Annotated in this window: 12 protein-coding genes; 3 read left to right on the top strand and 9 right to left on the bottom strand. The window is 64.4% G+C overall.

The annotated features are described in order from the left end of the window. Positions 1-36 precede the first annotated feature (36 nt). The 8 genes from pgi to ACOGJC_RS06175 form a co-directional block, all read right to left on the bottom strand. Complete coding sequence (gene pgi, locus ACOGJC_RS06210) at positions 37-1560, bottom strand: glucose-6-phosphate isomerase (protein ID WP_419847644.1); 1524 nt, start codon at positions 1558-1560, stop codon at positions 37-39. Positions 1561-1599: 39 nt separating this feature from the next. Next, positions 1600-4266, bottom strand: coding sequence for an ABC transporter permease (locus tag ACOGJC_RS06205; RefSeq protein WP_419847643.1), 2667 nt, complete (start codon positions 4264-4266; stop codon positions 1600-1602). Between the two features lie 63 nt (positions 4267-4329). After that, the gene (locus ACOGJC_RS06200; RefSeq protein WP_419847642.1) at positions 4330-6924 is read right to left on the bottom strand and encodes an FtsX-like permease family protein; all 2595 of its coding nucleotides are present in this window, start codon (positions 6922-6924) and stop codon (positions 4330-4332) included. 55 nt (positions 6925-6979) lie between these two features. Continuing rightward, positions 6980-7810, bottom strand: a complete 831-nt coding sequence (locus ACOGJC_RS06195; RefSeq protein WP_419847641.1) for an ABC transporter ATP-binding protein — start codon at positions 7808-7810, stop codon at positions 6980-6982. 46 nt (positions 7811-7856) lie between these two features. Beyond that, on the bottom strand, positions 7857-8486 hold the full coding sequence (locus ACOGJC_RS06190) for a peroxiredoxin (protein WP_419847640.1): 630 nt from the start codon (positions 8484-8486) through the stop codon (positions 7857-7859). 105 nt (positions 8487-8591) lie between these two features. After that, a complete protein-coding gene (locus ACOGJC_RS06185; RefSeq protein WP_419847639.1) occupies positions 8592-9539 on the bottom strand; it encodes a hypothetical protein in 948 nt (315 codons plus the stop codon). After that, positions 9536-9733, bottom strand: a complete 198-nt coding sequence (locus ACOGJC_RS06180) for a hypothetical protein (protein WP_419847638.1) — start codon at positions 9731-9733, stop codon at positions 9536-9538. The genes ACOGJC_RS06185 and ACOGJC_RS06180 overlap by 4 nt, the downstream gene beginning before the upstream one ends. Before the next feature lie 89 nt (positions 9734-9822). Next, a complete protein-coding gene (locus ACOGJC_RS06175; RefSeq protein ID WP_419847637.1) occupies positions 9823-10368 on the bottom strand; it encodes a LysM peptidoglycan-binding domain-containing protein in 546 nt (181 codons plus the stop codon). Between the two features lie 143 nt (positions 10369-10511). Here ACOGJC_RS06175 and ACOGJC_RS06170 point away from each other — a divergent pair, with 143 nt between their 5' ends. The 3 genes from ACOGJC_RS06170 (at position 10512) to ACOGJC_RS06160 (ending at position 13780) form a co-directional block, all read left to right on the top strand. Continuing rightward, positions 10512-11534, top strand: a complete 1023-nt coding sequence (locus ACOGJC_RS06170; protein ID WP_419847636.1) for a hypothetical protein — start codon at positions 10512-10514, stop codon at positions 11532-11534. Next, on the top strand, positions 11531-13198 hold the full coding sequence (locus ACOGJC_RS06165) for an N-acyl-D-amino-acid deacylase family protein (protein WP_419847635.1): 1668 nt from the start codon (positions 11531-11533) through the stop codon (positions 13196-13198). The genes ACOGJC_RS06170 and ACOGJC_RS06165 overlap by 4 nt, the downstream gene beginning before the upstream one ends. A 162-nt stretch (positions 13199-13360) precedes the next feature. Beyond that, positions 13361-13780, top strand: a complete 420-nt coding sequence (locus tag ACOGJC_RS06160; RefSeq protein WP_419847634.1) for a hypothetical protein — start codon at positions 13361-13363, stop codon at positions 13778-13780. A 21-nt stretch (positions 13781-13801) separates the two neighbouring features. Here the strand turns inward: ACOGJC_RS06160 and upp are convergent, their stop codons facing one another. Further along, positions 13802-14425, bottom strand: coding sequence for a uracil phosphoribosyltransferase (gene upp / locus ACOGJC_RS06155; RefSeq protein WP_419847633.1), 624 nt, complete (start codon positions 14423-14425; stop codon positions 13802-13804). Between the last annotated feature and the right edge of the window lie 33 nt (positions 14426-14458).

Here is a 14458-nt window from a genome sequence, read left to right as displayed (position 1 = left end):
CGGCGATTGACGTAGCGGTTGACTGTTGGGGCGGATCTACCTCTTCATCACGTAGCGATTGATGAGGGATTGGGTGGAGGAGTCGCGGGCGGGGCTGGGATCGGCCGTTCCGGCCAATTCGGCGGCGATGCCGGTGGCCAGGGTCTTGCCCAGTTCGACCCCCCATTGGTCGAAGGGGTTGATGCCCCACACGATGGCCTGGGTGAACACCTTGTGCTCGTAGAGGGCTACAAGCTGGCCCAGCGAACGGGGGGTGAGCTGGTCGCCGAGGAGGACGGTGCTGGGCCGGTTGCCGGGGAACTGCCGGTGGGGATCATCAGCGTCGGATGCCCCGAAGGCAAGAGCCTCGGCTTGGGCGAACAGGTTGGCCATGAGCAGATCGTGGTGTTCGGTGTGGGAGTGGTTGGGGCGGCAGAAGCCGATGAACTCCACCGGGACGATGTCGGTGCCCTGATGCAAGAGCTGATGGAAGGCGTGCTGGCCGTTAGTGCCGGGCTGGCCCCACACCACCGGGCCGGTGGCGGTGCTTGCTGGGGTGCCGTCGGTCTGCACCGACTTGCCGTTGCTTTCCATGTCGAGCTGTTGGATGTAGGCGGGGAACAGGGCCAGTTCTTGGGCGTAGGGGAGCACGGCATAGGTGGGCCAGCCCCAGAAGTTGCGGTTCCAGATGCCGATTAGCCCCAGCAGGGCGGGCAGGTTCTCGGTCCACGGGGCGGAGCGGAAGTGCTCGTCTATGTGGTGCATCCCGGCCAGCATTGCGGCGAAGGCGTCGGGTCCGACGGCGGTCATGAAGCTGAGCCCCACCGCCGAAGCCAGCGAGTAGCGGCCGCCCACCCAGTCCCACATGGTGAAGACGACGTCGTCGTGGATGCCGAAGCCTTGGGCCTTGTTTGGGCTGGCGGTGACAGCGGCAAAGTGGCTGCTGGCCTGCTCCACACCCACCGCGTGAGCTATCCAATCTCGGGCCGTGATGGCGTTGGCCAAGGTCTCGGTGGTGGTGAACGTTTTGGACACCACGATGAACAGGGTCCGGGCCGGGTCCAATCCCCGGGTCACCTCCCGGAAGTGGGCGCCATCGACATTGGACAGGAAGCGCACATCCAATTCGGTGTTGCCGTAAGCCTTCAGCGCGGCAGTGGCCATGGCCGGTCCCAGGTCCGATCCGCCAATGCCGATGTTAACCACGGCGTCCCACCTCCCAGAGCGGGCTTCGCCGGCAAAAGCAGCCATGCGGCCGAGTTCGGCTCGGACCTCGGGAGGCGGATCGGGCCGACGCAGGGCAGGGTGCCAGGCGGGGCGATCCTCGGTGGTGTTCACCGGCTCGCCATCGAGCATGGCCTCTATCCGGGCTCGCAGCCCGGCCCGGTCGGCCAGGGCGCCAAGCAACTCGACGGTTTCATCGGTCAGCCGGTTCTTGGAATAGTCCAGCAACAGGCCGTCGGTCTCGGCGATGAGCCGCTCGCCCCGGATGGGGTCGGCGACGAATAGATCACGTAAATGAACCCCGTCGAGCTCCTCTCGATGGGCGTTCAGCCCGCGCCACTCGCCGGTGCCGTACATGTCCGCAGCGTAACCGGGGCATCAGCTGCCACTGTCCGACTATTCGTAGGAGATGGCTTCCAAGACGTTGAGACGACTGGCCCGACGGGCGGGTATCGAAGCAGCCAGCAAGCCAGCAACGGCCACGATTACCAAGTAGATCCAGAGCGTGCCCCACGGGATGGAGAACGACGAGACGAAGTTATCGGGGATGATCTCCACCGTGGCCCAGCCGAGCAGCACCCCGACGGTGATGCCCATGAACCCGCCGAACACGGCCACAATCCCACCTTCCCAGCGGATCATCCGCCGGGCCTGTCGTCGGGACATGCCCACTGCCCGCAGCAGGCCCAGCTCCCGGGTCCGCTCAAACACCGACAAGGCCAGGGTGTTGGCCACTCCCATGAGTGCTACCACGAGAGAAATGGCCAAGAAAGCGTTGACCACCCCCAAGAAGGTGTCGATTTGGCTCTCCTGGGTTTCCTGGAACTCGGCTTGATCCCGCACATTGAGCTGCGGATAGGCCAGCGTCACTCGCTCGAGTGCTTCCCGCGCCTGATCCGCGGTGTAGCCCGGGGCGGTGAGAGCGGAGATGAAGGCGTCCTCCTGGGCGACAAGGTAGCGATCCCAGTCGGCGGTATCGATCAGCCAAGATCCGAACACCGCATTGTCAGCGAAGATGGCAGCCACCTCAAAGGTCGCTGACTGGCCGTCGGAGAACTCCAGCACCAACGGGTCGCCAACCTCCACCGACAAGTCCTCGGCCTGATTGGTGTGCAGCGCCACATCGCCGGGGCCGGCATCGGCAAAGCTGCCCTCCACCACATCGAGGTCGAAGTGCAAGGGAAGGAGATCGAGGTCGACGGCTCCGACATCGTCGATATCGCCGTCAATCGGAGATCGGATACCCTCGAACTTGAATCGGTAGGCCAGAACCGAGGCCACCTCGTCGTTCTCACTGATGCTCTGAGCTGCTCGGGGGCTGAAGGTGGCGGTGGGGTCACCGCAGCCTCCGGGGCAGATGAGCCAGTCGGACTTGACCGAGCGGTCCAGAGTGTCTTCCAGGGTCTGCTTGAACGACTGGCCGAGCACCGAAACCATCGACACCAGGGCCAGGCTGATCATGAGAGCCGAGGCAGTGTTGGCCGTGCGCCGGGGGCTTCGCTCGGCATTCTGTCGGGCCAGCCGTCCGCTCACCTGGGAGAACTTGGCTGGCAGCCATCCCAAGACTCTGGCCACCGGGATGGCAAAAGTGGGGCTGACCAAGTTCATCCCCACGAACACCAGCAGGGCACTCATGCCCAAGAGAGCCAAGAGCGACCTGGTCGGAAAATCTCCCACAACGGCCACGATCAGCATCGCTATGCCCAAGATCAACACCCGGGCCTGTCCAACCGGCTGAGGCAGGTTACGTCCTCCGACAAAGGCCAGCACCGCGCCGATCAGTGCGGTGACAATGATGAGAAATGCCGACTCCGAGACGATTCCGAACGCCACCAGAATCACGCTGAGCGCGGTGAGCAGTTTCTCCAGCCCAGTCGACCGGCGCGCCTCGGTGATGCGAGGTGGCATATTGCCGGTGAGCGCGGCCATTGGTGTCACCCGGCGGGCTCGAAGGGCAGGCCAGACGGCCGAAACGGCGGTCACGCCCACGCCGATCAAAATGGCGGCCAAGATCGAGTTGCCGCCCACAATGATGGGCGCATCGGGCAGGCCTGCACCGAAGCTGGAGATCAGCGCTCGGATGCCGAGAGAAATCAGCACGCCCAATCCGAGCCCGGCGGCGCTGGCCACTACCCCGACGGCGATGGCCTCGCCGACGACGATGGCGGTGACTTGCCGGCCGCTGGCCCCCAAGGCCCGTAGCAGCCCCAGCTCTCGGGTGCGCTGGCTCACCAGGATGGTGAAGGTGTTGTAGATGATGAAGGCCGACACCACCAGGATCACCACGGCGAATCCCAGCATGAAGTACTCGAAGAAGCCGATGAACTCGTCGAACAGATCGGCCTGCTCTTGCACCAGCTCCTCGTTGGCTACCACCTCCAGGCCATCGTCGAGCACCGTGGCGACGGCCGCCGATGCCGCTTCCGGCGAGGTGTTGGGCTCAAGCCGGATGTCGATGCTGTCGTAGCCCCCTCCGTTGTGCAGCAGCTCGCGGGCGGTCTCGATGTCCCAAGCCGTCATCTGCGCGCCCGCGGTGGCGTTGTCGCCGGTGCCATAACGGAAGAGCCCCACCAGAGTGAACGATTCGGTGCCGGCGGGAGTAGACACCCGATAGCGTTCTCCCACCTCGAAGCCGTTGTCGTTGGCGGTGTCGGCATCCAAGGCGAATTCGTCGGGCCCATCGGGGACTCGACTCACGCCGTCGGGCCACACTTCCAGTGCTCCGAGGGAGTCGTCGGAGGGCCAGCCGATGCCGATCTGCGGTGGGCCGAACAGCTCCAGGGCCTCGCCGTCGGCGGTGATGGGAATCACGTTGAACTCCACCACTGTCCCCACCGCGGCGGCTACCCCGTCCACCGACTGCACGTCATCGAGGAGTTCGGGGTCGATCAGCGTTCCGCTCTCGCCCCTGTCGCCGAATGCCAGCTCGGGGCGCACCGACAGGTCAACGCCCTGGAATATGTCCGCGGAGAGGTTGTCGAACGTGGAGCGAAGCCCAGAAGTGGTGACCAGCACGCCCACGGTGAATCCCACGCTCACGACCACGGCCAGCGTGGTCAGCATGAACCGGATACGAGTTCCGGCGATGGACTTGAGGGCGTAGCGGATGAGGCCGATGGATAAGTATTACTGGTGAGCGATGGCTTCCAACACGTTGAGGCGATTGGCTCGCCGGGCCGGGAAGAAGGCGGCCAGCATTCCGGCCACCGCCGCCACGACCAGGTAGATCACCAGCGTGGGCCACGGCACGCTGACAGTGGAGATGACGCTGCTGGGGAGCGCGGCAGCCGCGATGGCGCCGGCCACGACGCCGGTCGCGATGCCGACCAGTCCTCCGAAGACGGCGACGATGATGCTCTCCAAGAAGATTGCTCCCCAGATCTGGCGCTTGGCCGTGCCGATCGCCCGCAGGAGACCCACCTCCCGGGTTCGCTCGAATATCGACAGGGCCATGGTGTTGGCGATGCCCACCACCGCGATGAGCAGCGCGAGAACCAAGAACACGTTGATTATCACCAGGAACGTGTCGATCTCAGTGGCTCTGCCCTCTCGGTATTCGGCCCGGTCCTTGACATTGACCTGGGGGTAGTCGGAGAGTTCCGATTCCAGGCTGGACCGAGCTTGGTCCTTCCCGATCCCCGGAGCGGTGATGGCTGTTGTCAGGTTGTCTTGGGTGCCGCCCATGAATTGGTCCCAGTCGCCGAAGTCAACCACCAACGGACCGACCACAGAGTCTTCGCTGTGGAGGGCGACCACTTCAAACGCCGACATTTGCTCGCCGGGGAACTCGAGGAGCAGCTTGTCTCCGACGGCGATGTCGAGCTCTTCGGCCAGGTCGTTGTGTACGAGCACATCGCCGGGGCCGGCGCGGTCCAGGGTTCCCGCGACCACACCCGGATCGACATGGAGGGAGAATGAGTCGAGGTCGGTGGCGGTCAGGCGGCGCTGTTCGCCATCGGGAGCGCGCGCTCCGTTGGGGCGGAATCGGAAGGCCATCACCGATTCCAGCTCGGGCATCTCAGACATCCGCTGAGTGGCCTCCTGGCTGAATGCGCCCACAGCAGTGCTGAACGTGCTCAGATCGGTGTTGCATTCGTTGACGCAGATGAGCCAATCGGCCTCTACCGAATCCTCTAGCTGGCTCGTCAAGGTTTGCTTGAAGGATGTCCCCAGCACCGTGACCAGAGACACCATGGCCAGGCCGATCATGAGCGCTGAAGCGGTGGTGGCAGTGCGGCGTGGGTTGCGGGCCGCGTTGAGCCGAGCCAGTCGCCCGTTGATGGTGAACAGCCGGCCGGCCGGCCAACCCAAGAACAGCGACATCGACCGGGCGATGCCCGGTGTGGCGATGTTGACCCCCAGAAGCATCAGCAACGCCCCTAGGCCGAGCGGAAGAAGGAGCTGGGAGGTGGAGAGGTCGGCCAGCAGGCCAATCAGCAGCAGAATCAGCCCCACCCCGCCGGCTGCTGATCCGATGACCAGGGCGCGCCGCCGGTTGAAGGGATCGATCTCGGCCTCATCGGCCAGCGCCACCATGGGTGTCACCCGGCGGGCCCGCATGGCCGGCCAGATGGCGGTGACCATGGTCACACCGATGCCGATGACCACCGCGGCTGCCACGGTCCACCCGCCGATAATCACGTCGATAGCGGGAAGGTGAGCCCCGGCGTTGTTCAGCGCGCCGGCGATGCCCAGAGCCACCAAGATGCCGAGTCCGAACCCCGCGATGGTGGCCACGATCCCGACGATCAGGGCTTCGACCGCCACGACTTGGGCGACTTGGCGCCGCTCGGCGCCCAGTACCCGCAGCAGGCCCAACTCCCTGATGCGCTGCCCCATGACCAGGGTGAATGTGTTGTAGGTAATGAACCCCGAGATGATCAACACGATGACCGCGAAGGCCAGCAAGAGGTTTTGGATGCGGTCGATGTTTCCGGCAAATTCCGCGTTGCTTTCGTCGATGTTGTCCTGCTGGGAGATCACCTCGATATCGGGGCCCACCCTGGCGTTGATGGCCGCGGCCACATCGTCGAACGATGCCCCGGGTGACAGCTTCCCGTGGATGAGGTCGTAGCCGCCGCCGTCGTGTAGAAGCTGCCGGGTGGTGGGCATGTCCCAGGAAACGGTCTGAAGCGCTATGCGAGTCTCAGGGTCGAGGAAGTACAAGTACCCCACCAACTCGTATTCATCGGTGCCGCCAGGGGTGGCCACCTTGTAGCGCTGTCCGATGACGAAGTTGTTCTCCCGGCCGGTGAAATGGTCGATGGCGAATTCATCGGGCCCGACAGGTCGGCGGCTGATGCCGTCGTCGTAGACATAGATCGTGCTCAGCGCCTCGTTCTCGGGCCAGCCGTATCCGATTTGTCGTCCTACGCCGGGGTCTAGGGCGTTGCCGTCGCCGTCGATGGCCACGACGTTGAACTCCTGCGCCAATCCCGTGACTGCTTCCACCCCGTCGATCGCCATGAGCTCTTCGCTCAGCGACACCGGAACGAGGGGCACGCCCTCGTTCCGATCGCCGACATCGGAAGCGGCGCGCACGGTGAAGTCGTACTTTTCGTAAATCTGGCCCGATAGGTCGTTGAGGGAGGCGCGGAGACCGTCGGTGGCGATCAGCACCCCGGTGGTGAGGGCCACTCCGATGATCACCGCCAGGGTGGTGAGCGCGAACCGAACTTTGACGCCGGCGATGCTTCGGAGGCTGTATCGCAGGAGTGTCATCCGCCGACTACCTGATCACGGACTTCGAGGTCGAGTTACCTGGCTGCGCCCCAGCTCAGTCGTCCAAATCCTTCATGTATTCCAAGACCTCTTCCATGGTGGCCCCCTCTGGTATCCCCTTGACGAACTGGCCCACTTGCAGGATCTTCATATAGTCGAGGATCTGGTCGGCGGTGGGATTGAGCATCTCCCCCTGGAGGAGGCCGTCGGCCAAGAAAACGGTCCGGTCGGCGTACGATGCCGCTTTGGCGTCGTGGGTGACCATCACAATGGTCTGGCCTAAATCGTCGACTGCTTCGCGCATGAACTTCAGCACGTCGTTGCCCGACCGGGAGTCGAGGTTGCCGGTGGGCTCGTCGGCAAAGATGATCTCCGGCTGGCTGGCCAGCGCCCTTGACACCGCCACCCGTTGTTGCTGGCCTCCCGAAAGCTCGTTGGGCCGGTGGGTGAGTCGATCACCCAGTCCCACAGTGGAGATCACATTGTCGACCCACTCCTGATCGGGCTCGCGCCGGGCCAGATCCATGGGCAGGGTGATGTTCTCTATGGCGTTCAGGGTGGGCACCAGGTTGAACGCCTGGAAGATGAACCCCAGCCGATCGCGGCGCAGCATGGTGAGCTCTTTGTCGTTGAGGGTGCTCAGGTCGGTGTCGCCGATGAAGGCCTGGCCTTCGGTGAGGTTGTCGAGCGCGGCCATGCAGTGCATGAGCGTGGACTTGCCCGAGCCCGAGGGGCCCATGATGGCGGTGAACTTGCCCTTCTCGAAGGTGATGTCCACCCCGTCGAGGGCTCTCACTTCGGTCTCCCCCGACCCGTAGATCTTCACTGCCCCCACCGCGCGGGCGGCGGTCATGACATCGGTGGCCAGCGTAGACGCGTCACTCATGGAAATAGCACCCCTTCGGCGTAAGCCAGGTTTCCTTCTGAGAAAACTATGGCTGGGAGACTACACGAAGGTAGGGCTTTTGCTCGTCCCAACCGCCGGGGAACAACTCCGCAGCTTCCTCGTTGGAGAGGGCGGGCACGATGATCACGTCGTCGCCGTGCTGCCAGTTCACCGGGGTGGCCACCTTCTTGGTGGCGGTGAGCTGAAGCGAGTCGATCACCCGCAGCACCTCGTCGAAATTTCGTCCCGTGCTGGCCGGATAGGTGATGGTGAGCTTGACCGCATTGTCGGGGCCGATCACGAACACCGAGCGCACCGTCATGGTGTCGCTGGCGTTGGGGTGGATCATGTCGTAGAGGTCGGCCACGGCGCGGTCGGCGTCGCCGATCATCGGGAAGTTGGGGCGGATGCCCTGGGTGTCCTCGATGTCTTGCGACCAGGCGACGTGGTCGTCCACCGTGTCGCAAGACAGGCCGATGACCTTCACATTGCGGGCGGCGAACTCCTCGGCCAGCGTGGCCGTGTAGCCCAGCTCAGTGGTGCACACCGGGGTGAAGTCTTTGGGATGGGAGAACAGAACCGCCCAGGAGTCCCCCTTCCACTCATGGAAGGAGATGGTTCCCTCAGTGGTGTCGGCGGTGAAATCAGGGGCGGTGTCGCCCAGTCGAATAGCCATTTTCGGCTCCTTTTGCACAGCAATTTGCGGGAGGAAGTCTTGTTTAGCCTATCCGCTATCGCAATACCAGACTAAAGAGGTCTGGATTAGCGTCGCCGCCAGTCTCTATTCGGTGTCCTCGGTCGAGCGCTTGCGGCGGAAGAGGCGGCGGAGGCGTCCGCCTTCTAGGTCGTAAGTGGTGTCTTCGGGGGTGCCGACGGCCACTTCAAGGGCTTCTTTGGGCTGGCCTTCAAGGTCGAACACCGATGTCGAGTCTTCTCTGACCACCAGCGGGGCCTCGAAGTCGACCTCGTCTTCGGATGGATCCTCGGTTTCGGTCAGCGCGGTTTCCAATGCGGCCCGGATCTCCTCCAGTTCGAACTCGGTGGTGGTCAAGACCGACCGCAGATTGCCCATTGGATCCTCAGAGAACTGCCGTAGCCGTTCGATCCACTCGTCCCGGTACTGCACGTATACGAGATGTTGGCGGCGGGCGGTCTCGTAGTCGCTCTTGAACACCGCGAAGACGGTCGCCTCTCCGGCCACGTGCATGGCGCTCAGCTCGGCCCGCATCACCGGTGAGGGGTGGCTGGCGATGGCCTCTCGCATCTTGGGGGTCAGCTCTTCGTGGCCGGCCATGAGCTCGTCACGGTTGCCCAAGTCGATCTGGAGGCCAGAGGCGTTGATCGCGCCGAGCACCTTTTGGTGGTTTTCGATCCAGGCCGACACCGTCAGCTCGTAGAGCCGATGCCATACCGCCAGGCCTTCGTGGCTCGGCCCGGAGATGTCCACCACAGGGGGGAGTTTTTCGGTGGGGTCTTTGACCAGCTCAAGTCTCGGCTTGCCGTCGTCGGCACGGTCGCCGCCATTGAGATCGTCCTCAGCAATCGGAGGCTCCGTCCCGCCGTCCAACCGAGTGGTCCCGTTGCTGTCGCCCTCCGCATTCTCCTCGGGAATCGGACCGGGAAAGATGTCCCACAGCGCCCGCTTGTTGCGGGTGGCGAAGGCGACCACGGCGGCAAGCAGACCGCAACCCAGGATGATCAGTGCCGGTATCGCAAGCCCGGCGCTCACTGCTCGCCGACCGCGCTGGTAGCCAGCACGCGTACATGGGCGGTCGGAGGCAGGGGTGTGGCCGTGTGCTCACGGCACGACCAGCAGGTGTCGCGAGCCGTCCCCCACCACGTGACATCGCAGCGAGGACACCACATGGTGGCCTTGCGCCGCGCTTTTGGCGCGAGAATCCGGGAACGAGCCAGAGCGGCCATGTCGCCCACACTAGGAGCGCGGTCAGCCGGAATTGTGGATATCCGCGATGTGACTCTTGACTGTCAGATTGTCCAGCCCGGAAACGGGATTACGGGGCAGGAGGTTCCTCGTCAGCGGGGATGATCAGCTCTTGGCCGATCTGGAGCAGATCGGCGACGATGATGTTGTTGGCTTCCTTCACCTCGTCGAGGGTTTTGCCGTACTGGTTGGCAATCCCCAGCAGGGTTTCGCCCGCGGCCACGATGTGGGTGCGATCACCCGGCCGTACGGTGCCATCGCTGTTGAGCACGACCGGCACGTCCTGAGGTATCTCGATCTGCTGGCCGATGCTCAAGATGTTGGGATTCTCCAGATCGTTGACCGCGATGATCGCGTTGAGGCTGGTGCCGAACTCCGAGGCGATGCTGCCCAGCGTGTCGCCCCCTTGGACCACGTAGATGAACGCCTCGGGGGTGGAGGTGGGTGTGGGGGTCGGGGGCGGTGTGGGAGTCAGGGCCTCGATAGTGGGGACGGTCACCTCGTCTGAGTCCAATCCCAACGGGCGCTCCTCGGTGGAAGTCCCCCCTCCACCGCCGCAGGCTGCTCCCACCACAGCCAGCAGCAGCACCATCCATAACATCCGTGTCTGGCGCATGGCGACACCTCCTTTACTGCCAGTGCCCGTCAACATTACGCAACCCGACCCCAAAACCGAAAAAGCACTTCCTCGTGAATCGCCGCGGTGGGCCTGGAACTGCGACTGACCACGCAGTGAGCCGATGCTGACAACATGGAGAAATGTCGGCCGTCGGCATCCTGGTCAACCCGCGCTCGGGCAGCGATGTGCGCCGCCTGCTCACCAGTGCAGGCGCGTCCACCATCGAGGACAAGGTCAGCATCTTGCGCCGCATCATCCACGGAGCAGCCGAGGCGGGGGCCGAGCATCTGGTGTTGACCCGCGACCCGTTTTCCATCACCCGGCGGGCCACCGAGAACCTCCAGCTGCCCATAGAGGTGGAGATGCTGGGTCTGCCCTTGCATCACACCGAGCGCGATTCGGTGGACGCGGCCGCGGCGATGCGAGGCGCGGGCTGCAGGGTTCTGGTCAGTTTGGGGGGCGACGGCACCAACCGGGCTCTGGCGTTGGGATGGCCTGACGCTCCGCTGATCCCCCTGTCGACCGGTACCAACAACGCCTTTCCCTTCCATGTAGAGCCCACGGTCGCCGGGGTCGCCGCCGGATTGATCGCCACCGGCGCGGTAGATCTCCCCTCCCACTCGCAACAGGCCAAAGTCGTGGCCGTTGAAGTACACGGCGTTGACGGAGAATGCGAGACCGACCTTGCGCTGATCGACGCCATTGCCGTCAATGATCCTTACGTTGGCTCTCTGGAGTTGTTCGACCCCGAGACGATGATGGTCGGCGTGTTCACCCGGGCCGAACCGTCCGCCATTGGGTTCAGCGGTCTTGCCGGGACGGTGCTGCCCTGTACGCCAGATGAGGAACGCGGGGTGGTGTTGGAGTTCACACCCCCGAGCCAGAACCCGGCCCGGTTAGTGCGGGCTGCTCTGGCACCGGGGTGGTTCACCACCGTCGGGTTGGCCCGAAGCGAACATTTGGAACTCGATGTCCCCGTCGAGGTGGCCGGGCCGTGCCTTCTGGCCTTCGACGGCGAGCGCAGCCGTCGCCTGCATCCCGGCCAGACGGCCTCGCTGCGGGTGGTGCGCAGCGGCCCTCGAGTGATCGACGTGGGCGAGGCGGTGCAAGCTGGAGCCCGAACAGGCGCGTTTGAGATTCGCGTGGGAGAATCAGGCGCATGAGTGCAGACGTAGTAATACGCGGGGGAATTGTGGTGGACGGCTCGGGGGAGCCGGGACGGGAGGCCGACGTCGCCATCACCGGGGACCGCATCAGCGATATCGGCTCCGGGCTGTCGGGCAAGGTGGAGTTGGACGCCGGCGGCCAGGTAGTGGCGCCGGGCTTCATCGACATCCACACCCATTACGACGCCCAGGTGTTTTGGGATCCGGCACTCACCCCGTCGTGCTACCACGGGGTGACCTCGGTGATCGCCGGCAACTGCGGCTTCTCCATCGCCCCCACTCGGGCCAGCCACCAAGACCTCATCGCCCGCACGCTGGAAAACGTTGAGGACATGAACGTGGACAGCCTGGCTGAGGGCATCCCCTGGGACTTCGAGACGTTCCCCGAGTATCTGGACTCCATCTCAGGCCGAGGCATCGCCCTCAACTTCGGGGCGTACATCGGCCACACCGCCCTGCGGCTGTTCGTGGTCGGCGACGAGGCCTACGAGCGGGCCTCCACCGACGAAGAGGTGGCTCGCATGGTGGAGGTGGTGGCCGAGGCCATCGACGCCGGCGCGGCGGGGCTGGCCACCAGCTTTGCCATGACCCACCGCGGCGCGGATGGCTTGCCCATTCCCAGCCGATTCGCCACTCGGGACGAGTTTGAGGCGCTCATCGGCGTGCTCGGCCAGAAGCGCCGGGGCGTGGTGTCGATTGCCCCCGGCGAGCAGGTGGGCATCGACGACATGTACGCGTTGCAGCCCCAGGTGGGCGTGCCGTTCACATACGGCGCGCTGTTGACTTTCCCCAACGGGAACCATGAGAAAAGCGCCGCCCGAAACCGGGCCGGTTGGGAGGAGGGCATTGAGGTTTGGCCCCAGGTGACTCCTCGCCCGCTCACCTTCCAGATGGTGATGACCGACCCGTTCACCCTCAACGTGAACCCCGAGTTCGCCGCGCTGATGAGCGAGGACCACGACGCTCGGCTCAAGGCCTACGACGACGAAGACTGGCGCGACCGGACGGCGGAGGCCTTCAAGCACCAGAAGGCCATGGTTCCCCGGTGGGAGACGTTCCAGATTGCTGAGACGGCTTCTCGCCCCGAGCTAGTCGGACGGCGGCTCACCGACGTGGCCGAAGAGTTGGGAGTGCGCCCCCTCGATGTGCTGCTCGACACCGCGGTGGCCGACGACTTGACCACTCGGATCAGCTGCATCATCGCCAACGACGACCCCGACGGGGTGGCCATGCTGTTGCAGCAGGACGGCTGCACGCTGGGCCTGTCCGACGCCGGCGCCCACGTGGGCCAGCTGTGCGACGCACCGCAGGCCACCGACTTTTTGGGCAACTGGGTGCGCGACCGCGAGCTCATGCCGATGGAGAAGGCGGTGCGGAAGCTCTCCGCAGTGCAGGCCGACCTCTTCAATCTGGTCGACCGGGGCTACCTGCGGGAAGGGGCCTACGCCGACGTGGTGGTGTTCGACCCCGACACCGTGGCACCGGGACCGCTGCGCCGGATTCGAGACTTCCCGGCCAACGCCGAGCGGCTTACTGCCGACGCTTCGGTGGGCATCACCCATGTGCTGGTCAACGGCACTCCCATTCGCCGCGACGGCGAGATGGATCAGAGTGGCGTGGACGCCCACCCCGGCGACATCCTGCGTCCCTCGGCCCGCTAGGCCCGACCTGGCGTTCACGAAGAATTCACCAAAGTCCTCTGGCGCGCCGCAGGGAAGTGGGCCTAAGCTGCGGTTGAACGCAAGAGCGAACGCAGTAGCGAACGCTAGGAAAACGCAAGAGCGACAGCGTGGTCGTTCCCACATGATGACGAGGAGATCGCCATGGGGGAAAACACAGACTGGCGCATTGAGTTGAACCGGGCGGGAGTTGGCCTGCAAGAACTGCTGTCCGAGGGAATGCCCGCCGACAATCTCGACGACTGGGTGCAGCGTCTCGAGGACCAGCTCGGAGAGCTCAGCCGGGCGCTCACCGGATTCTGCTCGGATTGCGATCTCGGGCTATTCGACGACTGCATCGAGCTGGCCCCTCGGCTGGTGCCCCAAGTGAACAAGATCCGCTTGGAGCAAATTCAGCTACAAGCCTCAGTGGAGCAGCAAATCCATCGACTGCACACCCAAAAGCCCGACTCCACTCTGGAACGGTCGATGGCCGACATCGTCCACAAGGTGGACCAGCTCAACCACCACGCCGTCGACGTGGTGTACAGCGCCTACGACACCGACTTGGGCGGCCCTGGCTGATCCTTCGCCAGCCGGAGCAGTTCAGAGTTCCCCGAACTGACGGTCGCCCGCGTCTCCTAATCCGGGCACGATGTAGGCCCGCTCGTTGAGGCCTTCATCGACCGCGGCAACGAACAGCCGCACGCCAGGAGCAGCGGCCTCCAGTGCCTTCACTCCTTCGGGGGCAGCCAGCACACACACGGCGGTGATCTGCCCGGCCCCGGCGGCAGCCATGCGCCCACAGACGTAGGCCAGCGACCCGCCAGTGGCCAGCATTGGCTCCAAAACCAGCACGGCCTGACCGCCGAGATTGTCGGGCACGGTGTTGAGATAGGGCTCGGGCTGAAACGTTTCCTCGTTGCGGCGCACGCCCAGAAACCCGACGGCGGCCTCCGGCAACAGCTCGCGAGCGACGTCCAGCATTCCCAGACCGGCCCGCAGTACCGGCACGAGCAACGGGGGATTGTCGATACGCATACCGGAGGTTCGGGCCAGCGGCGTGTCAACGCTGATGGCGGTGGCGGGAAGATCTCGCAAGGCTTCGTAGATCAACAGCCCGCTCAGTTCTCCCAATGCCCGTCGGAACTCCGGTGAAGGAGTATCGACTCGGCGCAATGCGGTCAAGCGGGCCTGAACGAGGGGGTGATCAACGACCGTTACGTCCACGGCCCCACCGTAGCGGGCTTTTGCCAAATGCCT

Source organism: Candidatus Poriferisocius sp. (assembly GCF_965204015.1).
Taxonomy (GTDB): domain Bacteria; phylum Actinomycetota; class Acidimicrobiia; order Acidimicrobiales; family Bin134; genus Poriferisocius.
This window is presented reverse-complemented; position numbering and strand designations above follow the sequence as displayed.